18 protein-coding genes and 1 pseudogene are annotated in these 20,307 nt (G+C 43.0%); 14 read left to right on the top strand and 5 right to left on the bottom strand.

Annotated features, from left to right (window positions below; all coding sequences use genetic code 11):
- Positions 1–35: 35 nt before the first annotated feature.
- Positions 36–491, top strand: a complete 456-nt coding sequence (locus AC3E9V_RS23085; RefSeq protein ID WP_488750533.1) for an RNA ligase family protein — start codon at positions 36–38, stop codon at positions 489–491.
- Positions 488–751: a hypothetical protein gene (locus tag AC3E9V_RS23080; protein WP_488750532.1), complete on the top strand. Its 264-nt coding sequence runs from the start codon at positions 488–490 to the stop codon at positions 749–751. Before AC3E9V_RS23085 ends, AC3E9V_RS23080 begins: the two co-directional genes overlap by 4 nt.
- Before the next feature lie 22 nt (positions 752–773).
- Here AC3E9V_RS23080 and AC3E9V_RS23075 read toward each other — a convergent pair whose 3' ends face one another.
- Positions 774–1,199 carry a type II toxin-antitoxin system VapC family toxin gene (locus tag AC3E9V_RS23075; RefSeq protein ID WP_488750531.1) on the bottom strand — a complete coding sequence of 142 codons (426 nt, stop codon included), beginning with the start codon at positions 1,197–1,199 and terminating at the stop codon, positions 774–776.
- 6 nt (positions 1,200–1,205) lie between these two features.
- Positions 1,206–1,457: a DUF6364 family protein gene (locus AC3E9V_RS23070; RefSeq protein ID WP_488750530.1), complete on the bottom strand. Its 252-nt coding sequence runs from the start codon at positions 1,455–1,457 to the stop codon at positions 1,206–1,208.
- A 259-nt stretch (positions 1,458–1,716) separates the two neighbouring features.
- On the opposite strand from AC3E9V_RS23070, the gene AC3E9V_RS23065 reads away from it, so the two are divergent.
- From AC3E9V_RS23065 to AC3E9V_RS23035, 7 genes and pseudogenes are all read left to right on the top strand, one after another.
- Complete coding sequence (locus AC3E9V_RS23065; protein WP_488750529.1) at positions 1,717–2,757, top strand: c-type cytochrome; 1,041 nt, start codon at positions 1,717–1,719, stop codon at positions 2,755–2,757.
- Positions 2,758–2,903: 146 nt separating this feature from the next.
- Positions 2,904–3,230, top strand: coding sequence for a PadR family transcriptional regulator (locus tag AC3E9V_RS23060; RefSeq protein ID WP_488750528.1), 327 nt, complete (start codon positions 2,904–2,906; stop codon positions 3,228–3,230).
- A gap of 37 nt (positions 3,231–3,267) precedes the next feature.
- On the top strand, positions 3,268–3,660 hold the full coding sequence (locus tag AC3E9V_RS23055) for a GxxExxY protein (protein ID WP_488750527.1): 393 nt from the start codon (positions 3,268–3,270) through the stop codon (positions 3,658–3,660).
- A gap of 5 nt (positions 3,661–3,665) precedes the next feature.
- The gene (locus tag AC3E9V_RS23050) at positions 3,666–6,308 is read left to right on the top strand and encodes an ABC transporter permease (protein WP_488750526.1); all 2,643 of its coding nucleotides are present in this window, start codon (positions 3,666–3,668) and stop codon (positions 6,306–6,308) included.
- A pseudogene (locus tag AC3E9V_RS23045) lies at positions 6,305–6,466 on the top strand (permease prefix domain 2-containing transporter); the annotation flags it as partial. The gene AC3E9V_RS23050 and the pseudogene AC3E9V_RS23045, both read left to right, overlap by 4 nt.
- A gap of 60 nt (positions 6,467–6,526) precedes the next feature.
- Positions 6,527–8,944: an ABC transporter permease gene (locus tag AC3E9V_RS23040; protein ID WP_488753679.1), complete on the top strand. Its 2,418-nt coding sequence runs from the start codon at positions 6,527–6,529 to the stop codon at positions 8,942–8,944.
- A gap of 255 nt (positions 8,945–9,199) precedes the next feature.
- Positions 9,200–10,072 (top strand): sigma-70 family RNA polymerase sigma factor, encoded by an 873-nt coding sequence (locus tag AC3E9V_RS23035; protein ID WP_115867797.1) that lies wholly within the window; start codon positions 9,200–9,202, stop codon positions 10,070–10,072.
- Between the two features lie 64 nt (positions 10,073–10,136).
- Here the strand turns inward: AC3E9V_RS23035 and AC3E9V_RS23030 are convergent, their stop codons facing one another.
- Positions 10,137–10,862 (bottom strand): porin family protein, encoded by a 726-nt coding sequence (locus tag AC3E9V_RS23030; RefSeq protein WP_488750525.1) that lies wholly within the window; start codon positions 10,860–10,862, stop codon positions 10,137–10,139.
- A 230-nt stretch (positions 10,863–11,092) separates the two neighbouring features.
- Here AC3E9V_RS23030 and AC3E9V_RS23025 point away from each other — a divergent pair, with 230 nt between their 5' ends.
- Genes AC3E9V_RS23025 through AC3E9V_RS23010 form a run of 4 tightly spaced genes read left to right on the top strand, consistent with a single transcriptional unit; the run spans position 11,093 to position 18,029 of the window.
- Positions 11,093–12,313: a pyridoxal phosphate-dependent aminotransferase gene (locus AC3E9V_RS23025; protein ID WP_488750524.1), complete on the top strand. Its 1,221-nt coding sequence runs from the start codon at positions 11,093–11,095 to the stop codon at positions 12,311–12,313.
- A complete protein-coding gene (locus AC3E9V_RS23020) occupies positions 12,313–13,320 on the top strand; it encodes a bifunctional heptose 7-phosphate kinase/heptose 1-phosphate adenyltransferase (protein WP_488750523.1) in 1,008 nt (335 codons plus the stop codon). Before AC3E9V_RS23025 ends, AC3E9V_RS23020 begins: the two co-directional genes overlap by 1 nt.
- A gap of 15 nt (positions 13,321–13,335) precedes the next feature.
- Positions 13,336–15,678, top strand: coding sequence for a response regulator (locus tag AC3E9V_RS23015; RefSeq protein WP_488750522.1), 2,343 nt, complete (start codon positions 13,336–13,338; stop codon positions 15,676–15,678).
- Between the two features lie 23 nt (positions 15,679–15,701).
- Positions 15,702–18,029 (top strand): response regulator, encoded by a 2,328-nt coding sequence (locus tag AC3E9V_RS23010; protein WP_488750521.1) that lies wholly within the window; start codon positions 15,702–15,704, stop codon positions 18,027–18,029.
- On the opposite strand, the gene hemE is transcribed toward AC3E9V_RS23010, so the two are convergent.
- Positions 18,019–19,062: a uroporphyrinogen decarboxylase gene (gene hemE / locus AC3E9V_RS23005; RefSeq protein WP_488750520.1), complete on the bottom strand. Its 1,044-nt coding sequence runs from the start codon at positions 19,060–19,062 to the stop codon at positions 18,019–18,021. The genes AC3E9V_RS23010 and hemE overlap by 11 nt on opposite strands.
- A gap of 26 nt (positions 19,063–19,088) precedes the next feature.
- Positions 19,089–19,235 (bottom strand): hypothetical protein, encoded by a 147-nt coding sequence (locus AC3E9V_RS23000; protein WP_488750519.1) that lies wholly within the window; start codon positions 19,233–19,235, stop codon positions 19,089–19,091.
- A 164-nt stretch (positions 19,236–19,399) separates the two neighbouring features.
- Here AC3E9V_RS23000 and sdaAA point away from each other — a divergent pair, with 164 nt between their 5' ends.
- Positions 19,400–20,305: an L-serine ammonia-lyase, iron-sulfur-dependent, subunit alpha gene (sdaAA, locus tag AC3E9V_RS22995; RefSeq protein ID WP_488750518.1), complete on the top strand. Its 906-nt coding sequence runs from the start codon at positions 19,400–19,402 to the stop codon at positions 20,303–20,305.
- Positions 20,306–20,307 lie beyond the last annotated feature (2 nt).

Here is a 20,307-nt window from a genome sequence, read left to right as displayed (position 1 = left end):
AAACTGTTTCTAAATTTTTTCGTCATATAATTCCGATGAAAAACCCAAAACCGCTCGGTAAAAAAGCCTATGGAAGCATACCGCACCTGCCTGGCTCCAGGCTCGGGCCGGGAGATTACCACATAGACGAAGGGCAGGCTATTATCGCTACCCGAAAGAAGCGGGACCGACATGATGTGGTGATCGTGCAGGAGAAACTGGACGGATCCAATGTGGCTGTAGCAAAGCTGGAAGGCAAAATTATCCCGCTGACCAGGGCCGGTTATGTGGCCGAAACCTCACCGTTTGAGCAGCACCATTTTTTTGCCTTGTGGGTTCGGGAAAATGAAGAAAGGTTTTTCAAACTCCTGAAACAGGGCGAGCGTGTCTGTGGCGAGTGGCTGGCTCAGGCCCATGGCACCCGGTATGAGCTGCCACATGAGCCTTTTGTGGCTTTTGACCTGATGGAGGGAACAGAGCGGGTTATTTACAACACTTTGCTAAGCGAGTGACCCGGCAGGACTTCATCGTCTCCAACCTTCTGAGCATAGGTGATCCTTTTCCGGTGGAGGCTATGCTGGAGGGTATAAAAGTAAGCGGCCATGGAGCACTAGATGAAGGGGAAGGAGGTGTGTGGAGAGTGGAGCGAAGAGGTGAAGTGGATTTCCTGGCCAAGTACGTGCAGCACCACAAGCAAGATGGCAGGTATTTTTCTTCACAAACCGGAAAACCTGATGTGTGGAATGTAGACGTAAGTCGGTGGCGGGAATAAGATTTTTACCAGAAAATCCATCTCAATTGCTATGGAACAACACGAAATTGAGTGGGTCAATAACGGGAAGCCCAGAGGCAAAAAAATCTGTGGTGTTTGTGGTAATGATGACTTCACATTTTCCACTCCTTGCGCAGGTATATTGTAATCCGTCTTCATAATCGGGCCATAAAGCGATCTCTATCTGTGAAAGCAGGTCAGGATAGAAAGGAGTAACCTTAACCACTTTTAAATAGCTATACGCACGCTTTGCTGCTTCTTTTGGGTTCCGGATTTTCCTATCAATGAAGTACAGGAGTTGATAGAAGGTGACCAGGCTGATATGCCCCTCCCATCGTTTGTTTTCGATCTCTGCAAAGATTAAATCTATGGCTTTTTGCTGACGTTTTTCGGCATCATCAAAATGAAATGATAACAAGACGTTGGTATCGAGAAAAAGCTGTTTCAAAGTGTGTTAATTGGTTTGTTTGGATTGGTGCCTACGACGGATAAGATGTTGTTCTATTTCTTTTGACCCAGGTCTTTTGCCCGGTTGCTTAAGTGATTTAAGTGCATCACTCAGCCTTACTTGTTTTCTGTCAAAGGAGATCAACGCTTCAAGATAACTCTCAAACAGTTGACTCACACTTGTACCATGGGATTTAGCAAAAGCCTTGGCCCAGGCTATTTTCTCCTTATCATGTATGCTCAATGTTAACTTATCCATACGTATGAAATAAGATTATTTTCTCATAAATATACGTATATTTCACTCCTTTTGCAAGAAAGGTAATGATCAAAAGTACTACCCTCTTTTAAAACCGAAATGGCTCAAATGCACCGTTTCCTGTGGTGATAAATGACAAAGTATTTAATCCATTAGAGCATTGTATTGCACAGCGAATTGATTGACCAGTGCAGGTTTTCGCATTAAACTTTCAAGAATTTCACCAAACGGTTATCCACTGTGGTAGTTAACTATATGTATGGAACGGTCACTATGCTTCATATTACTGCTCTTTTGTTTTACTTCTGTTTATAGTCAATCGTCGCAAATACCTGCAGACTCACTGAGGATTGTGAGTGGGAAGGATCTTTTTGCAGATCATTGCTCCAGGTGTCATATCATTGGCCAGCAAAAGACCGGCCCTTCATTAGCCTGTGTCGTGGATAAGCGACCGGTTGAGTGGTTACTTGGGTTTATCAGGAGCTCACAGGGTACGATTACCTCTGGTGATCCGTATGCACAGCATCTCTTTCGCAATTATCGTAACATGGTCATGCCAGACTTTAGACAGTTGACAGATGACCAGCTAATGGATATTCTGGCCTATATCAAAGCTGAATCCCAGTCAGAGACTCATTCGTATTCTACTGATTCCATGAATTATTATGACGCTGAGATCCTGGAAAAAGCTCAGGAAAGGGCCAGTAATACTCAAAAAGGAGAAACAGATTATTATAACACACCTACGAAGCTTATTGTACCCGGAGATCTTCCCGCAATTCAGATGGGTGAAACTTTGTTTAAAGGCCAGTGTTCCAGGTGTCATCGCCTGGATAAACGGACCACAGGGCCGGCGTTGGCCAGTGTTACAGACCGAAGACCTTTACCCTGGCTTTTGGATTTTATTGAAAGCCCAAAGAAGGTGATAAAAAGCGGTGATGATTACGCAAACTTCCTGGCAATGAATTACCCGCTCGTAATGCCTGACTTTGATTACCTGGATCAGGAGGATAAGTTGGCTATACTGGCCTATATCAGGTATGCTTCCGGGGCTCCCGTAAAGGTAGCAGGGGCAAACGCTAATAGAGTGATAACCCAGCCAGAATCAGATGCAATCATTACCAAAAAGAAGATATCCGGATCAAAACCCAGCTCAAATCAGCCTGATGAGGAAGAGTCAAACCAGTTCGGGGATGTAATATTCAAGGTGGTGGGTGTTCTCTTTACGGCCACCCTGATCTTTGTAGTCATTTTGATAGTTTGGAAAACATTTATGCTGAAGAAGGAGACTGAAGGGTAGCTGGTGGTCAAACAATTTTGACCCTGCATTTTCTGGCCTTGTGTTTATCCTATAGGGATATTATCTGTTCGAGCAATTGTTTACTTAACAAATATGAAACTAATGAATTACATTCACGTTTGTTAAGTAAATAATTTCGTAACCGAATGAAAGAACAATCACTGGGAGAGTTTGAAGAGCTCGTTCTCTTAATGGTGGCTACACTGCATGATGAGGCGTATGGAGTAGCCATTCTGGAGGGCCTGGAAGAGCAAACAGGCAAGAAAGTAAATATCAGCGCCATACATGTAGCCCTGAAACGCCTTGAAAACAAAGGATTTGTAGACTCCAGGTTTGGTGGTATTACCAACGACCGGGGAGGCCGCAGGAAAAAATTTTATGCAATCACGGCGCTGGGCAAGCGAATGCTCGACAGCCAGTACGTCCTCAGGACCGGTCTGTATCAGCAGATCCCGAAAATTTCATTTAATTAGTCAGAATCGGGATTTTCCGAATTTAAGAATTAACAGGATGAAGGAAGAAATCAAAGATGAGTTAACATACAAAATTATAGGTTGTGCAATGAAAGTTCATAATGCTCTTGGCAATGGCTTTCAGGAGGTGATCTATCAAAGATGCTTGGCTATAGAAATGGAGAAACAAAGTTTAGGGTTTGCTAGAGAAGAAGAAATGCCAATTTATTACGAAGGAGTTGAGGTGGGCACTCGAAGAGCCGATTTTTTGATAGAAAATACTGTTTTGGTAGAAATTAAAGCCTTGATTAAACTAGAGGATGTGCATCTTGCCCAAGGTCTGAATTATCTTCAAGCATATAAAATTGATAAGGGACTACTAATCAATTTTGGATCTAGGAGCCTGGAAGTCAAACGTCTTTTCAGAAAACAAAATTCTGGTAATCTTTAAATCCAATGAATTCAGGTTCAGACGTTTTTCCGCCAAAGTACCCCTTAAAATTTCTCCGCTGGTATTGCCGGGAGGATTTCCTCGATGAGATTGAGGGGGACCTCATAGAACTCTATGAAAAGCGTGTAGAGAATTCTCCTGAAAAAGCCAGGTGGAGGTTTATTTGGGATGTCATTAGATCTTTTCGGCCCATCAATTTTAAAAAACTCAAAATCAACAATTGGACTATGAACGCAATCCGTAATTACACAAAAGTTTATTTCAGAAGGTTCAGAAAAGAGACCGTTCATTACATGGTCAATACGATAGGATTAGCGCTGGGCTTAACGGTGCTCTTTTTTATCCTTATGTACGTCTATGATGAGCAAAATATAGACACCTACCATAAAAAAAGTGATCGGATATACAGGGTGCTGGAAAAGCGTACTAGTGACGAAGGGCAGGTTCAGCATTTCAGCACCACATCAAATCTTTTAGCAGATGGATTGAAGGACGAATTTCCTGAAATTGAAGAGACTGCAAAAATGATCTACCTGGGATCGGGCGGACTGCGCTATGGAGAGACTCAGTTTACTGATCGCAATTATGCTTTTGCGACGAAAAGTCTATTTGACATTCTGGATTTCAATATCCTTGCTGGTGATCCGTACAGGGATTTTAACGGGCCGGTGGCTGTGGTGCTCAATGAAACTACCGCAAAAAAACTATTTGGTGAGGAGGATCCTATAGGAAAGTTGGTGGAGCTGCCCGGTAAATTAGAAAATGTGGAAGTCATTGGCCTCTATGAAGACCTGCCCAAAACCTCTACCTACCAGTTTAACACCATCTATGTCTCTAAGTTTGCTCAATTTCCTCAGGGATATGGAGACTGGTTTACCACCTGGGATTCAAGGGGAATGACTACCTGGGTGCTATTTAAAGAAGGAGCTGATCCTGGAGATGTCCTCGCAAAAAAGGGGTCATTCATGGAGAAATATTACAGTGAGGAGATCAGGGCACATCACGATTTTTATTTCCAGCCTATTGGAGAGATGCATCTGGGTTCCAGCCACCTGGACACCTGGGGTGCAGAGCCACTTCAGACCATTCCATATTCCAAAAGCGAATTTGTCTCTATCATACTCCTTATTGGGATCTTTGTCATTGTCATAGCTTCGCTCAACTACATCAACCTTTCATCGGTTCAGGCCTTAAAAAGATCTCAGGAGGCGGGAATTCGAAAAGTAAATGGCGCCACAATCGGAAATTTACGTTTTCAGTTGTTTGTGGAGACGTGTCTGACATTATTAATTGCCTATGCTATTGCAATCGGATTATTGATCATTTTTCGACCTAAATTCTTAGAGCTTTCCAATAAATCTATTTCCCTGGAGCGATTTTTCACACTTGATATGCTCCTGTATCAGCTTTCGGTTTTTGTAACCATCTGGATCTTATCCTCGCTGATTCCCGCACTTTATTATTCCAGACTGAACAGGTCTTTGATTATGACTAAAAATGTATTTGCCGGGAAAGGAGACCTGTTGAGAAAATCATTCGTAGTGGTGCAGTATGGTATTTCGTTGTGCCTTATCATAGGGTCCATTGTACTTTACAGGCAGCTTACCTATGTACAGACGAAAGACCTTGGCTTCAGGAACGAAAGGCTTCTTACCCTGGACATTAACAGTGGCGCTGCCCGAAGAAACTTTGAAAATATCATACATGACCTGAAACAGAATGCGAATGTAGCCAATGCAACTACCTCTTCCAGGGTTCCCGGAGAATGGAAATACATTCCCTCGGTCAAGCTTTCGATCCAGCGAAACCAGGAGCAGGTTCTGGCTACCCATTACGCTGCTGATGAAAACTGGCTGGATACCTACAGCATGGAGCTGGTGGCCGGTAAAAACTTCAGTGGGTTGCCTCAGTCAGATACGCTCAAGCTTATTCTGAATGAAAAAGCAGCAGAGGCTTTAAACCTGGATAACCCCATTGGGCAGATGCTTTGGGTAGAGGAGGATACTACTTCAAAGATGCAGGTAATCGGTGTAGTAAAAAATTTTCATTTTGAATCCCTTCACAAGCCTTTGGGACCCGTAGCTATTACCAGCTGGAATAATCCGGTGCTGGGTATAGATTATTTTACTGTTAAGTATAAAAGCAATCCATCAGAGGTGATTGCGCATATAGAAGAGGTGCAGAAAAGGTATGACCCGGAAACCCCAGCTGAGATCAATTTCCTGGATGAGCGCTGGGAGCGGTACTATCAGGCCGACCAAAGCAGAAGCTATCTCATTCTGGTAGCTACCATCATTTCTATCATTATTTCCACTTTCGGTTTGTTTGGCCTGGTCAACTTCACTGCTGAGCGAAAAACAAAAGAAATAGGGATCAGAAAAGTCCTGGGAGCTACAGTGCCGGGTATCCTGCAGATCGTACTCCGCGATTATGTGATTTTGCTCATTTTGGCCCTGCTCATTGCTGCACCTGTAGCCTGGTGGGTATTAAAAGACTGGCTGGCGGGCTTTGCTTACCGGATCGAGCTTTCTCCCTGGATTTTTTTGATAGCATTTGGCGCCGTATTGGTGGTTTCTTTTGTGACGGTCATTACCCGGGTATACCGGTTAGCTAAATCCAATCCTGTTAATTCTTTAAGATATGAATGATGTCTCATTACCCTCCAAAGTATCTACTTAAGCTTCTTCGTTGGTTTTGCAAAGATGAAATTCTTGATGAAGTGGAGGGGGATCTGATTGAGCTTTTTGAAAAAAGATCCGGGAAATCAGTTTGCCGAGCCAGGTGGTTGTTCTTTCTTGATGTTATCAGATCCTTTAGGCTTTCGAACTTAAAGACACCAGGGAGATTGAAGGGTCACATCATTTTAATGGAAAGCTTTTTTAAAACTGCTTTTAGAAACATTCGATCCGATAGAAAGTTTTCTGGCTTTAATATTTTCGGTCTTTCTGTGGGGCTTGCTGTCTTCATTTTTATGATAGGGTTTATCTCGCATGAGAATGATTACGACAAGTTCCATTCCAAATCAGATCGCTTATTCGAGGTTGTTCAGGTTTTTGAAAATGCTGATGGAGCCGATCCTGAGATTTTCACTTCTTTAAAACTCGCACAAGCATTAAAGGGTGAACTTTCGATAGTCGAAGATGCTGTGACCATTCATGGAGCGGCATCCACTTGGGCTCAGGCGGACGGTGAGCGCTTCTTTGAAGAAAATGGGATCGTTGCAGGAAAGGAATTTTTTCGGCTCTTCGACTTTAAGTTGGTAAAAGGGTCACCAGAAAAAGCCCTGGCTCATAGAAGATCAATTGTTATCGATGAGAAGCTTGAAAAAAAGTATTTTGGTCAAACAAGTGGGTTAGGAAAAATCATCGAGCTGCAGCATTATGGGAAATTCACTGTGACAGGTATTCTTGAGACTTTACCATCTACTTCTACTATTCAGTTCAATTACATTATCACCCAGGATTATGATTTGTTTTTTACGCATGTAGCTCCCTGGTTTCCTGACTGGTTTGTTTCCTGGGAAGGGGACCCGGCAACAACCTTTGTTTTGTTGAGAAACAAAGAAGACGCTGAGAATTTTAGTGACGCAGTACTACCAATTCTTCAAAAAAACCTATCGGGAGATCAAGTGAACCCACATCATTTGCTGGCTCTGAATAACCTGCATTTCGGATCGAATGGAATTGACGGTCGGGTAAACCAATACATTAAAGGGAACAGGCAGGAGTTAGCTGTTTTTTCATTAGTTGCAAGTCTGATTTTGATAATGACCTGCTTTAATTTTATGAGTTTAATGACGGCCCGGATGACCAAAAGAAGCAGAGAAGTGGGTGTCCGTAAGTCAATGGGTGCCTTTCGTTTTCAAATTGTATTTCAGTTTTTAACCGAAGCTTTCCTGAGTGTTTTTCTGGCTTTTGTCTTATCGATTATCTGGATATCTCTACTAGTCCCTCATTTCAATGAGCTATTAGATACTAATCTGCAATGGACAATCAAGAGGATTACGAGTATTCTGCCTTTAATTTTAGTAAGCCTGTTTGGGATTACATTGTTTACTGGTATATATCCTGCTTTGCATTTAAGTAGATTTTCTCCTGTTAGAATCCTTCTGGGAGGAGGAGTTCAGGTTAAAGGAAAAAGGTACTTCCAAAATGGATTGGTAACACTTCAGTATTCTCTGGTATTGGGGGTCCTTTCTGCTTTATTGATTATCCATTTACAATTCAATTTTATCACCAATAAAGACCTGGGTTTCAATGAAGAGAAGCTGATGGTGGTAGAAATTAACGGGGGAGGTGTCAGAAATAACTTTGAGCTTATAAAGGCAGAACTCCTTACAAATCCCAACATCAAGAGCGTAACCGGACTAACACGGATGATCAGCGGTTACAGAAGTCCGGTTTCAGTTTTTGCTGCTGATTTGGATCATCCAGAGGAAAAGAAACCAATGCGCTTTTATGGCATGGACGACTCAGGACTGAATACATTAGGGCTGGAATTGGAATCAGGACGCTGGTTCAGCGGACAAAAAAGTTTGGACAGCTCAAGTGTTTTGTTAAATGAGAAAGCTGCAAAATTATATGGGGGAAATGAGGTCCTTGGTAAGTGGATCCAAATAGAAAACAGTAGTGGAAATACTACACTTCGGTCAAGAGTAAAGGGTATCATCAAAGACTTTCATTATAGCTCTCTTCACGACCCCATAGGTCCGCTTGTAATTGGATACTACCTAAATCCTTTCGAGAGTCTGGATGACATAGCTATACGCTTTAGCGATGCTAGTATCTCTGAAACGGTGGAGTTTGTGGAGACTGTTCACAATGCCTATGATGAGAATGATGTAATGACCTGGGAGTTTTTAGAGGATATGAGACTCAGAGAATATCAGGATGAGATAGTAATGAGGAGAGTTTTTCTTGCGTGTGGATTTATTGTCTTGCTTATTGCCATTTTTGGGCTTACCGGACTTCTCTCTTACCAGCTCGTATCACGCACTAAAGAACTCGGTATTCGCAAAGTCCTCGGAGCTTCGGTTAGTCAGCTACTGATTGTCTTAGGTCGATCGTTTTTGAAAATGTTTTTGATAGGAGCATTGATCTGTATGCCTTTTGTATGGTGGCTCATGCATGAATGGGTAAATGATTTTGCTTACAGGATTGATGTGTCTCCTGCCCACTTTTTGGGTGTTCTATCCTTTGTTTTTGGTATAACTACCCTAATAATAGTTTTGATGGGATTTAAGGTCGCTAATCAAAACCCTGTTAATTCTTTAAGATATGAATAGGATTTATGAATACCTGATGTTATATTAAACTCAATAAAGGCATATTTTTCCTAAATCTCTAAATTTATTTTTCACGCATGAAACCTATTGAGCGGGATTTAAGTTAATAATAGGTTAGGATATAATTCGCGAAGAAGTTGATAGATATTAAAAATAGTAGTAAATTCGCGGTTCGCCTTTTTTCACGATAAAAATTGGTTTTTTTATAATCCCGACATAAAAAACATTAAAATATAAATCAGTAATAGCTAGTATATGCGACAACTCAAGATTACACAGTCGATCACTAACCGAAGAGAAAGCCACACTCTCGAGAAGTACTTCACGGAAGTAAGTAACGTTCCGATGATTACTCCTGATGAAGAGGTGACATTGGCTAAGAGAATTCGTGAGGGCGATGAATTGGCTTTGGAAAAGTTAGTGAAAGCAAACTTGCGTTTCGTAGTGTCTGTGGCAAAGCAGTATCAAAACAGGAGCCTTCCTTTGAATGACCTGATCAACGAAGGAAACCTGGGATTGATAAAAGCCGCTAAGAAATTTGATGAAACAAAGGGATTTAAGTTTATCTCCTATGCTGTATGGTGGATTCGTCAGTCTATCATGCAGGCTTTGGCAGAGCAGTCAAGAATTGTACGTTTGCCGATGAACAAATCCGGCGCTATCAACCAGATCCGTAGAGCTTATGCAGAACTGGAGCAGCAGTTTGAACGCGAGCCGACTGAAGAAGAACTGGCCGATATTCTGGACATGAAGCCAAGTGAGGTACGGAATACACTGGGAGCAGAAGTGAAGCAGATGTCTATGGATGCTCCATTTGGTGAGGATGAGTCCGGATCATTGCTTGACGTACTCGAAAATGAAACTACAGGTCCTACTGATGGTGAGTTGGTATTCAATGATTCACTGAAAGTAGAGACGCTAAGAGCGCTTTCTACACTGACAGCACGCGAAAGAGAAGTGATCATGATGAGCTTCGGAATAGGCCACGATAACCCCTACACCCTTGAAGAGATTGGTGATGCTATGGGACTTACTCGTGAGCGTGTGCGTCAAATACGAGAAAAAGCACTACAGAAACTAAGAGAGCCTGGTAAAAACAGGCGATTGAAAGAGTTCGTTGCAAATTAGTCCGGATAAATAAAATTAAAACTGCGAAAGGCTGATCAATTTTGACCAGCCTTTTGTTTAGAAATTACTTACCAAGCAGAGCACCCATTCCAAAACTTACAGTGGACATGCTGATATCATAGTTTTCATTTCCGACTACTGAAGTGTCATATACATCAGAAATATTTTGAGCAAAGCTTCCGTAAAAGATCAACTGATCACCGGTCCATTCTACCTTGACAATCCAGCTTGTAAGAAATCGCTCTGCCCCGTCAAATTTCTCACTATCCCAGGACTGTTCCACTTCTGAACCATTATCCTCGTAGCTATTTTCCCTTGTTTTTGATGCAACATTTAGCATAGGGACTATTCCTGAAGACAATCTGAGCGTCTGATCATCACCTCCTATGTTCAAAATATTGAACAAGTCGATTTTGGCAGTTACAGGGAGCTCAAAATATCCCAATCGATACCTCAGGTAATTGTAGGCATCACTTTGACCGCTACCTGACGAACTCACAAAAGCATAATCTTCATTCTTGATGCGGAAAGCACCACCTTTTTCGGTGTAATTTAATCCGGATGAAAGAGCGAACGATTCTGAAAACCAATAGTCTACCGGAACATCAATTTCAAATGCAGGACGGACAGCTTTTTCGAAACCATCATACTGAGGATCCCCGGATGGTTCTTCATTTTTATCGAAAAAGGACAAAGCAAAACCAGCCTCTAGGCCATATTCAAATTTTTGAGCATGGGAAGAAATAAATAATAAGAGACTAAAAGCAATGAAAATAGTTCGTAAAATCATAGCAAAAATTTAGGTTCTGAAAATTTTAGATTGAGAAAAGGGCGTAAGTTAATTGAGGCAAAAAAAAGATACAATTGGCAAAGAATCTTTTAACGAGAACATACTCTCCTTTTTTGTGTGATTGAATTTTTCAATATGCAGTAGATTCTTCTAAAAAGACTGAATATCAGATTGCTTCCTCAAGTGGGTTTTGTTACCTTTGTGCGGCTTTTCAAAATGATATTAAAATTATGTCTCAGGAACCTATTACAAACACAGATCTAAGATCGCAACGAATCAAAAACATGGCAGAGTCTGCTACACTCGCAATGGCTGCAAAAGCGCGCGAGATGAAGCAAAAAGGTATTGATGTAATAGGTTTAAGTTTGGGAGAGCCAGACTTTAAGACTCCTAAGCACATTCAGGAGGGAGCTAAGGCGGCAATTGATGAAGGGAAATATTTTGCATATCCGCCCGTAAACGGATACCTGGACCTGAGGGAGGCAATTAGCGAGAAGTTTAAGCGTGATAATAATCTGAATTATTCACCAGATCAGATCGTAGTATCCAATGGAGCTAAACAATCGATCGCCAATACGTTTCTTGCATTGTTGGACCCGGGAGATGAAGTGATTGTCTTTTCTCCTTTTTGGGTGAGCTATAGTGCGCTGGTAGAGCTGGCGGAAGGAAAGTGCGTCTATGTAGATGGCACCATAGAGAATGACTTCAAGGTGTCAGCTGAGCAGCTCAAAGCGGCAATTACTCCAAAAACCAAAGCGCTCATCTTTTCTTCTCCCTGCAATCCGACCGGTTCGGTTTTTACACGGGAGGAGTTAGAATCTCTTGCAGATGTGCTGAGAGAGCATCCGGATATCATCGTGATATCAGATGAAATTTATGAGCTGATAAATTATGGAGGAAAACATGCGAGCTTCGGGGCGATTGACGGAATGCAGGACCGCACCGTGACTGTAAATGGTTTCGCCAAAGGTTTCGCAATGACCGGTTGGAGAGTAGGATATATTGGAGCACCTCTTTGGCTGGCTAAAGCTGCGAACAAAATTCAGGGACAGATCACATCGGCAAACTGTTCTATCGCTCAGCGTGCTGCCCTTACAGCATTGACCTCTCCTCTGGAGCCTTCTTATGAAATGGTTAAGGAGTATCAGCGAAGAAGGGATCTGGTCCATGGCTTACTGAGTGAAATCCCTGGTTTTGAGGTCAACATGCCTGGCGGAGCATTTTACTTCTTCCCAAATGTCAGCAGCTACTTTGGAAAGGCTGTGGATGGAAGGAAAATAGAAAATGCCACAGATCTTTGCATATTCTTGCTGGAAGATGCTAATGTTTCACTGGTGACCGGAGAGGCATTTGGCAACCCTAATTGTGTAAGGCTTTCTTATGCTGCATCAGAGGAACAATTGAAGACCGCAATAGCAAGGATCAAAGAGTCACTCAAAAAGTTGGCTTAATGGCTCTCAATTCCATTGATGGAATTTTTGAGGCAATCACCAAACTTAAAGTTTTAATTATTGGGGATGTGATGGTTGACGAGTACAGCTATGGTACTGTCAGCCGGACCTCACCAGAGGCACCTGTTCCTGTAGTTAATGTAAACAGCACTGAAAAGCGCCTTGGAGGCGCTGCTAACGTTGCTCTAAACATAAAGGCTATGGGAGCGGAAGCCATTTTATGCTCAGTGATCGGCGATGATCAGAGCGGAGAAGACTTTATATCCCTGCTGAAAGATCAGAAATTGCCTTCTGCAGGGGTCATAAAAAGCAGCGACAGACAAACCACCGTCAAACACCGTATACTTTCAGGCAGTCAGCATTTGCTGAGAATCGATACCGAGGAGGATAAGCCCTTAAACCCTCTAGATCATAAAGCTATGATCAATCATATTGAAAAGCTTATGGCTGATGTTGATTTGGTCATTTTTGAAGATTATGATAAAGGCCTGCTTGATCCTGAAATGATAAAGTTTACAGTGGGTAAAGCCACGGCACTTGATATCCCCACTGCAGTTGACCCAAAGTACCGCAACTTCTTTGCTTATGAAGGTGTAACTTTATTTAAACCAAACCTGAGAGAGATGTCTGCGGGTCTTGGTTTTCCTGTAGAGCCTGAGAAGGCTGATCTTCAGAAAGCGGTAGGTCAGCTGCTTGATAAAATGGCTGTTGATAATGTATTGATCACACTTTCCCGAAAAGGGGTTTACTATCATTCCGGTAGGCAATCAGCCCTTCTACCTGCTTATGATCGTTCGGTAGCTGACATCTCCGGTGCAGGGGATACTGTCATTAGTATTGCAGCCCTGGCACTTAGTCTCCATTTGCCGTCAGGGTTTATAGCGGAGTTCGCTAACTTAGGTGGAGGAATAGTTTGTGAGTATCAAGGTGTGGTGGCTATAGATGCCCAAAGACTCTTAGAAGAAGCCCGCAATAGTCGTATCTTACAAGAGTATCTCACTGTGTGATTTTCATTTTAGCCCATGGCTGGTTATAGGTTTTTGGTAGTTATAGTGGTCGTTTTGGGACTTTCAGTCACTTCTACAGCTCAAATAGCTGAGCGTGGAGTTCTGGATTTGCGAGAAATTGACCTGGAGCAGGAACAGGTGCTGCTGGATGGAGAATGGGAGTTTTACTGGAAACAGTTATTAAACCCTTCAGATGAATTTCCCTCCACCAGGGACTTTTATCCTTTTCCTGAGGTATGGAATGCAGGTGAAACCAGTCGGGAGGTCTCTTTGTCAAACTTTGGACATGGCACTTACAGACTCAGGGTCCTGCTACCGGAATCTTCACAGAACCTTGGTTTCTATATCAAGCATGTGTATTGCAGCTACAATCTTTTTGCAAATGGCAAGCTGATAGCAAAATCTGGTGAGGTGGGTCCGGATAAGAAAAGCTCCGGACCTAAGTGGGTTCCCATGGTTATTAACCTGCCAACTCAGCATACGGATACCCTTGACCTGGTCTTGCAAATATCCAACTACCGGCACAGAAAGGGAGGAGCAAGGGAGTCAATTGTTTTAAGCAATGTTGAGAACCTGAAGGTTGAAACAAATGCTTTACTGGCCTTTGATCTGTTGCTGGCAGGGACGCTGATCATGTCCGGTTTCTTTTTTTATGGTCTGTTCTTTTTTGGGCAAAAGGAAAAGGCGGCTATTTATTTTGCATTGTTTTGCCTGACATTTTCCTACAGGATCATCGGGGCAGATGACTATTCCCTACAGGTTCTTTATCCTGAGATGAACTGGTTATTTGCACTCAGGCTGGAATACCTCTCCTTGTTTGTGCCTCCGGTTTTCTTTGCCTTATATACCCATACCTTGTTTCCTTTTAAATACAGGGTGAATCCGTTTCGCATTCTTGTGGGTGTATCACTGATTTTTGCGGTTATCTCCATTTTCTTTCCATCTGCTGTTTTTACAGCTTTGGTGGAGCCCTACCTTGTGGTGCTTCTTCTGGGCATTTGTCTTGCAGCTTATGTGTATGTGCGTGCCTACCAGCTTAGACGAGATGGCGCACAGTATGCTTTGATAAGCTCTGCAGTTGTTTTAGTGACCTTCATATACAAGATATTTAACTACTTTGGCGCCTTGCAGGAGGTTGAGTTGGTCTCTTTTATTGGGTACTTCTCCTTCTTCTTTTTCCAGTCCCTCATCCTGTTTTTTATGTTTACAAATTCCTTAAAAAAAGCTAAAGAGGAGGCCGAGCATGCGTCTAAAGCTAAATCAGAATTTCTTTCGATGATGTCGCATGAGATTCGCACCCCTATGAATGCTGTCATAGGTTTAACTAATTATCTGCTGGATGACTCGCCAAAAAAAGCCCAGATTGAAACACTCAATACACTGAAGTTTTCCGCGCAAAACCTCCTGGTGATTATCAATGACATTCTTGATTTCAGTAAAATAGAAGCTGACAAGATGGAGTTTGACCCTGAGGAAGTAAAGGTCAAAGACCTGATGCGAAGCATTCATCAGGTTTTTAAGCCAATAGCTGAGAGTAAAAATCTGGATCTGATATTTGAAGAGGACCCACGTCTCCCTGCTTACATCATCTGTGATCAGACCCGAACCAGCCAGGTGCTTACTAACCTGATCAGTAATGCCATCAAATTCACTGGTGAAGGAGAAGTTAAAGTAACATTAAATCTTGTGGGAAGGGGGATTAATACGGTTACAATTCTATTTAAAGTTCAAGACACAGGGATCGGTATCCCAAAGGATAAGCAAGGGCACGTATTTGATAGCTTTATGCAGGCCAGTTCATCTACTGCCCGTCAGTTTGGAGGCACGGGTTTGGGCTTGTCTATTACCAATAAGCTATTAGAACTTCAGGGTTCGCAACTCCAGCTTGAAAGTGAAGAAGGAAAGGGCTCAACATTTTATTTTGAGCAGGAGTTTGAGGTTGGGGATGGCTCGCAGGTTCAGGCCATGATCATGCCGGAAAGCATCGAAAAAGCGCAGGTCAATCATGATATACTTTTGGTTGAAGACAATGAAATAAATACCATGGTAGCCACTAAATTTTTATTAAAATGGGGTGCTAAAGTAACCCTGGCGAAAAATGGGCAGGAAGCTTTGGATTTAGTCCAGAAGCAACCTTTTAAACTGATCCTTATGGATTTGCAGATGCCGGTAATGGATGGCTATGAGGCTGTCATGGAGATGAGAAAAAGAGGGATCACTACACCAGTAATAGCGCTCACAGCATCGGCCTTGCTGGAGCGTCAGAAAAAGATTTACGAAGCGGGAATGGACGACTATGTAGTCAAGCCGTTCGATCCTAAAGAGTTACTTAAGAAAATTTTACATTTTACTCATTAGAGTCAAGGAGTTATATTTATGCCATGCGCAAGTCGATTTTAGGACTTATTTTACTGATAATCGCTGGGCAAATCACCGCCAAAGATTACGTTAAGAAAGGGATCGCCGACCTATCCGGGAAAAAATTTGACACAAGTGTGCCGCTGGAAGGTGAATGGGAGTTCTACTGGAAGGAAGTTATCTACAGGGGAGGCTTTAAGAAGTATGAACCTGAGTATTTTCAATTTCCTGCATTGTGGAACGGTCAGAAAGTAGGTGGCCATGAGCTCTCTGCTAAGGGTTACGCTACTTACCGCCTTCAAATGATCCTGCCCGACAGTATGGAGTTCACCATGCATGTGGAGGATATGTATTCTTCCTTTTCTCTTTATCTGAATGGCAAACTAATTGCCAAAAATGGAGAAGTAGCTAATAATCGTTCATCGTATACGCCAGAGTGGCGTCCGCTTTTCGTACCCTTAAAAAATCTGCGTGATACCAATGAACTCATTCTTCAGGTAGCAAATTTTGATCATTCAAAAGGAGGGGCTAAAGAAGGCATCTGGATCGGCCGCCAGGATAAGATGGAAACCGAGGAGATCAATAGTATTGCTTATGATCTGCTCCTGACAGGCTGTTTGCTCATGGGTGGGTTGTTTTTTATTGGTCTGTATTTCTTTGGGCGTCATGATAAAGCCATTTTGTATTTTTCCCTTTTTTGTATTTCCTACAGCTATCGCATTATAGGGTTTGGGTTCTACGTGCTTCACTCCCTGATGGATATCTCGTGGTATATAGCTATCAGGCTGGAGTATATCACCCTTTTTCTATGTACATTCTTCTTTGCCAAATTTATACACCACCTGTATCCGGAGGAGATAAAGCCAGTCTTATGGGATATTATTAATGGAGTATGTCTTGTTTGTATTGCAATAACCATGCTTTTCCCGGCATCAGTTTTTACCTATCTGGTGGAGCCTTTTTTTATGGTTTTGCTGATCTATTTTTTAATTACTATTTGGGTGTATTTAATGGCCCATTTACACAGAAGGCCCGGAGCCACCTATGCCCTGGTGAGTACGGCGATTGTTTTCTCCGTTTTCTTTTATAACATCTTTGTCTATTTTGGGTTTGTGGAAGATTATCCGGCAGTTTCGTTCTGGGGATATATTCTTTTCTTCTTCTCTCAGTCATTGATACTGTCTTTTAGATTTGCTTACTCTCTCAAAAGAGCCAAAGAAGAAGCGGAGATTGCGTCTCAGGCCAAATCTGACTTCCTAAGTACCATTTCGCACGAAATCCGCACTCCCCTTAATGCGGTCGTAGGTATCTCACACTTTATGCTGCAGGAAAATCCAAGGAAGGACCAGGTAGAAAACCTGTCTTCTCTTAAATATTCTGCAGAGCACCTTACTACTTTGATCAATGATATTTTGGATTATAATAAGCTGGAGTCAGGTTCTGTGGAGTTTGAAGTGATGGATGTCAACCTGAAAGAAATGGCTGAAAGCATCCGAAAAGGGTACATAGCTAAAGCCAGAGAAAAGGGACTTGAGATCAAGCTGGATTTTGATGAACATATTGTAACCGGGGTAATGACCGACAGAACCCGGCTCACCCAGATACTGAACAACCTGATCGATAATGCCATCAAATTTACCCAGAAAGGTTCCGTTACTTTAAGAATAAAGTATGTCTCTTCCTCAGCTAAGACCATGACTGTGAGGTATGAGATAGAGGATACGGGTATCGGTATCCCTGAAGATAAGATTAACTCGGTATTTGAGCGGTTCACTCAGGCCAGTTCGTCCACTACCAGGGAATTTGGCGGTACGGGCCTGGGTCTTTCTATTATTAAAAGGTTGCTGGAGCTCCAGGGTGTTGAGATCAAAGTGAAAAGTGAATTAGGCAAGGGGTCTACGTTTTATTTTGAACAGCGCTATAAAAAGGGAGATGCACATTTTGTAAAACCCGTTTCCCTGGATGAGAAGGAACTGGAAAGGAAACTGGAAGGTAAAAAAGTGCTTCTCGTGGAGGATAACCCTATGAATGTGCTGGTTGCGGAGAAATTTCTGAGGCGCTGGAAGATGGATATTGATAATGCAGAGAATGGCCAGGTAGCTGTAGAAAAAACCGCCGAAAACTATTACGACATTATCTTAATGGACCTGCAAATGCCGGTAATGGATGGTTATAAAGCCACCTCTGAAATCAGGAAGTCAAAAAATCCGGTTCCCATCATTGCATTAACTGCTTCAGCATTACTCCGGGTACAGCAAAAAGTCATGGAAGTGGGAATGAATGATTACATCACCAAACCATTTGACCCGAAAGAGCTAATTAGAAAGCTGGCGAAAAATATCAGGCATTAATGCCAAATTCCTTTACCGCGTCAATAAAACATCTAACATGGTCAGGGTCAGTATCAGGATAAACGCCATGCCCCAGGTTTGCAATATGAGGGTGGCCCTGAAAAGCTTTCAGCATTTTGCGGGTTTCCTTTTTGATCTGATCAAAAGAGCCGTAAAGAGCGCAGGGGTCAAGGTTGCCTTGCAATGTTTTGTCAGGCAGAAGTTTTTTGGCCTCTGTAACGTCCATATTCCAGTCCAGCCCTACGGTTCGGCAAGCGACATTTTGCATATCAGCCAGGGCAAAAAATGCCCCTTTGGCAAAGACAGTTACCGGCACCTCAGGAATTGACGCGGCAATTTGCCGGATGTATTTCAGCGAAAACTCTCTATAATGCTCAGGAGGTAAAACTCCCGCCCAGGAGTCAAAGATCTGCACCATATCTGCTCCGGCAGCTATCTGACCTTTCAGGTAAGCTATTGTGCTTTGAGTTATATTTTCTAAGAGCCTTTCTGATAGCTCAGGCTCATTGTAGAGCATTTTACGGGCTTTTGAAAAGGTCTTACTGCCACCCCCCTCTACCATGTAGCTAAAGATGGTCCAGGGTGCACCCGCAAAACCAATTAACGGTACCCTTCCGTCCAGCTCTTTTTTGGTGATTTTTATAGCTTCGATCGTGTAGTGGAGGTCTTCAGCTGTAGCGATTTTAAGCTGATCAATATCGGACAGGGATTGAATGGTTTTGGGGAAGTGAGGGCCTTTTTTTTCAACCATTTCGTACGTGAGCCCCATGGCCTCCGGGATGACCAGGATATCTGAAAAAATTATCGCAGCATCTACCTGTAGCAGGTCCACCGGCTGTATGGTGACTTCAGCTGCAAGCTCCGGGGTCTCCACCAGCTCTTTAAACCCGCTTAGCCTGGCCCTCACAGCCCGGTATTCCGGGAGGATACGCCCGGCCTGTCGCATCAGCCATACGGGTGTACGTTCCGTTTTTTCCCCTCGGGCTGCCCTCAGTATCAGATCATTTCTCAACATGGGCGCAAAGATAAGCATCCAGGCTTATTAGTTTCAGTAGGAATTTAATACCTGATCAGCCGATGATCCAGTTGGAGTGGGTACGTAGTAACTTTCAGTTTTCCTACATCAGGAGCCAGGGGGTTGATTACGTAATTGATTGATGTTTTGTCTGCGCTCTCTTTTCGTTTGTATTTGTCAGACTTTTTCATCCATGGGTAATTTGTCTAAATTAGTTTATTCTATCCAACTTTTTAACTCAGGTTATCTTTATGTGATGAGTTCTTTTTGTAAAAGAAAGGTAGTGTGAAAATTTCCTTTTTTTAAGAGACTGACCAATCCTGTATCTTTACGATACCCAAAAACAACATTACCCATGAGTATTCTATTTGATAGTTTCGAAGAGTGGCGTACGTTTTGCAAAGAAGAAAATAAGCCGCTTTATGAGCCGGTTTTAAGGTACGAAAAAGAACAAAAAGGCAAGTCAGAAGAGGAGGTTTGGGATGGTCTTGGAAAAGCCTATCAGGTGATGAGGGATGCTGTGCAGACCGGACTTACGAAAGACATGAACTCGTATTCGGGGATGATCCGGGGAGGTGCTAAAAAGGTAGCTAATTTCCCCACAGCTGTAGTCTCTCCGGAGTTTCAGCGATTGATTTCCAGAGCGCTCGCTGCAAAGGAGGTGAACTCCTGCATGGGGCGCGTAGTTGCTGCTCCCACCGCAGGGGCTTCAGGTATTCTACCTGGCACTATGGTCACTTTACAGGAGATACATAAGCTCCCTGACCGCAAAATTCTGGAAGGGCTACTCATAGGTGCTGGTGTGGCCTTAATACTGGAAAAACGAGCCTCTATAGCTGGCGCTGTAGGTGGCTGTCAGGCAGAGACCGGATCCGCAGCAGCAATGGCTTCTGCGGCGATTGTCTATTGTCTTGGGGGTTCTGTGGATCAGGCGTTTAATGCAGTTGCTATTACCATTCAGTGCATGCTGGGTTTGGTATGTGATCCTGTTGCCGGTTTGGTGGAGATCCCTTGCGTAGTGCGTAATGCCAGCGCTGCAGCTATTGCCAACTCTTCCGCTCAGATTGCCCTGGCAGATGTCAGCCCCGTAATCCCTGTGGACGAATGCGTGGATGCAATGGGCGAGATTGGTCAAAGTATGGAGGCTAAATATAAAGAAACAGCCCTGGGCGGGCTGGCTGCTACTCCTACAGGACAGGCCATTTCCAAAAGGATCCTGATCCAGGATATTGAGATTTTGGAGGACGAAGATCACGAATAACA

This window comes from Marinoscillum sp. HNIBRBA16962 (assembly GCF_057801515.1).
Note: the sequence above shows the minus strand (reverse complement) of the source record. Positions and strands in the feature narration are given on the sequence as shown.

Excerpts from the sequence above, each read along its gene's own strand:
- AC3E9V_RS23030 (WP_488750525.1), bottom strand. The coding sequence starts at position 10,862 with ATGATTTTACGAACTATTTTCATTGCTTTTAGTCTCTTATTATTTATT.
- AC3E9V_RS23025 (WP_488750524.1), top strand. The coding sequence starts at position 11,093 with ATGTCTCAGGAACCTATTACAAACACAGATCTAAGATCGCAACGAATC.
- AC3E9V_RS23050 (WP_488750526.1), top strand. The coding sequence starts at position 3,666 with ATGAATTCAGGTTCAGACGTTTTTCCGCCAAAGTACCCCTTAAAATTT.
- AC3E9V_RS23060 (WP_488750528.1), top strand. The coding sequence starts at position 2,904 with ATGAAAGAACAATCACTGGGAGAGTTTGAAGAGCTCGTTCTCTTAATG.
- AC3E9V_RS23015 (WP_488750522.1), top strand. The coding sequence starts at position 13,336 with ATGGCTGGTTATAGGTTTTTGGTAGTTATAGTGGTCGTTTTGGGACTT.
- AC3E9V_RS23035 (WP_115867797.1), top strand. The coding sequence starts at position 9,200 with ATGCGACAACTCAAGATTACACAGTCGATCACTAACCGAAGAGAAAGC.
- sdaAA (WP_488750518.1), top strand. The coding sequence starts at position 19,400 with ATGAGTATTCTATTTGATAGTTTCGAAGAGTGGCGTACGTTTTGCAAA.
- AC3E9V_RS23000 (WP_488750519.1), bottom strand. The coding sequence starts at position 19,235 with ATGAAAAAGTCTGACAAATACAAACGAAAAGAGAGCGCAGACAAAACA.
- AC3E9V_RS23040 (WP_488753679.1), top strand. The coding sequence starts at position 6,527 with ATGGAAAGCTTTTTTAAAACTGCTTTTAGAAACATTCGATCCGATAGA.
- AC3E9V_RS23065 (WP_488750529.1), top strand. The coding sequence starts at position 1,717 with ATGGAACGGTCACTATGCTTCATATTACTGCTCTTTTGTTTTACTTCT.
- AC3E9V_RS23055 (WP_488750527.1), top strand. The coding sequence starts at position 3,268 with ATGAAGGAAGAAATCAAAGATGAGTTAACATACAAAATTATAGGTTGT.
- AC3E9V_RS23010 (WP_488750521.1), top strand. The coding sequence starts at position 15,702 with ATGCGCAAGTCGATTTTAGGACTTATTTTACTGATAATCGCTGGGCAA.
- AC3E9V_RS23085 (WP_488750533.1), top strand. The coding sequence starts at position 36 with ATGAAAAACCCAAAACCGCTCGGTAAAAAAGCCTATGGAAGCATACCG.
- AC3E9V_RS23070 (WP_488750530.1), bottom strand. The coding sequence starts at position 1,457 with ATGGATAAGTTAACATTGAGCATACATGATAAGGAGAAAATAGCCTGG.
- hemE (WP_488750520.1), bottom strand. The coding sequence starts at position 19,062 with ATGCTTATCTTTGCGCCCATGTTGAGAAATGATCTGATACTGAGGGCA.
- AC3E9V_RS23020 (WP_488750523.1), top strand. The coding sequence starts at position 12,313 with ATGGCTCTCAATTCCATTGATGGAATTTTTGAGGCAATCACCAAACTT.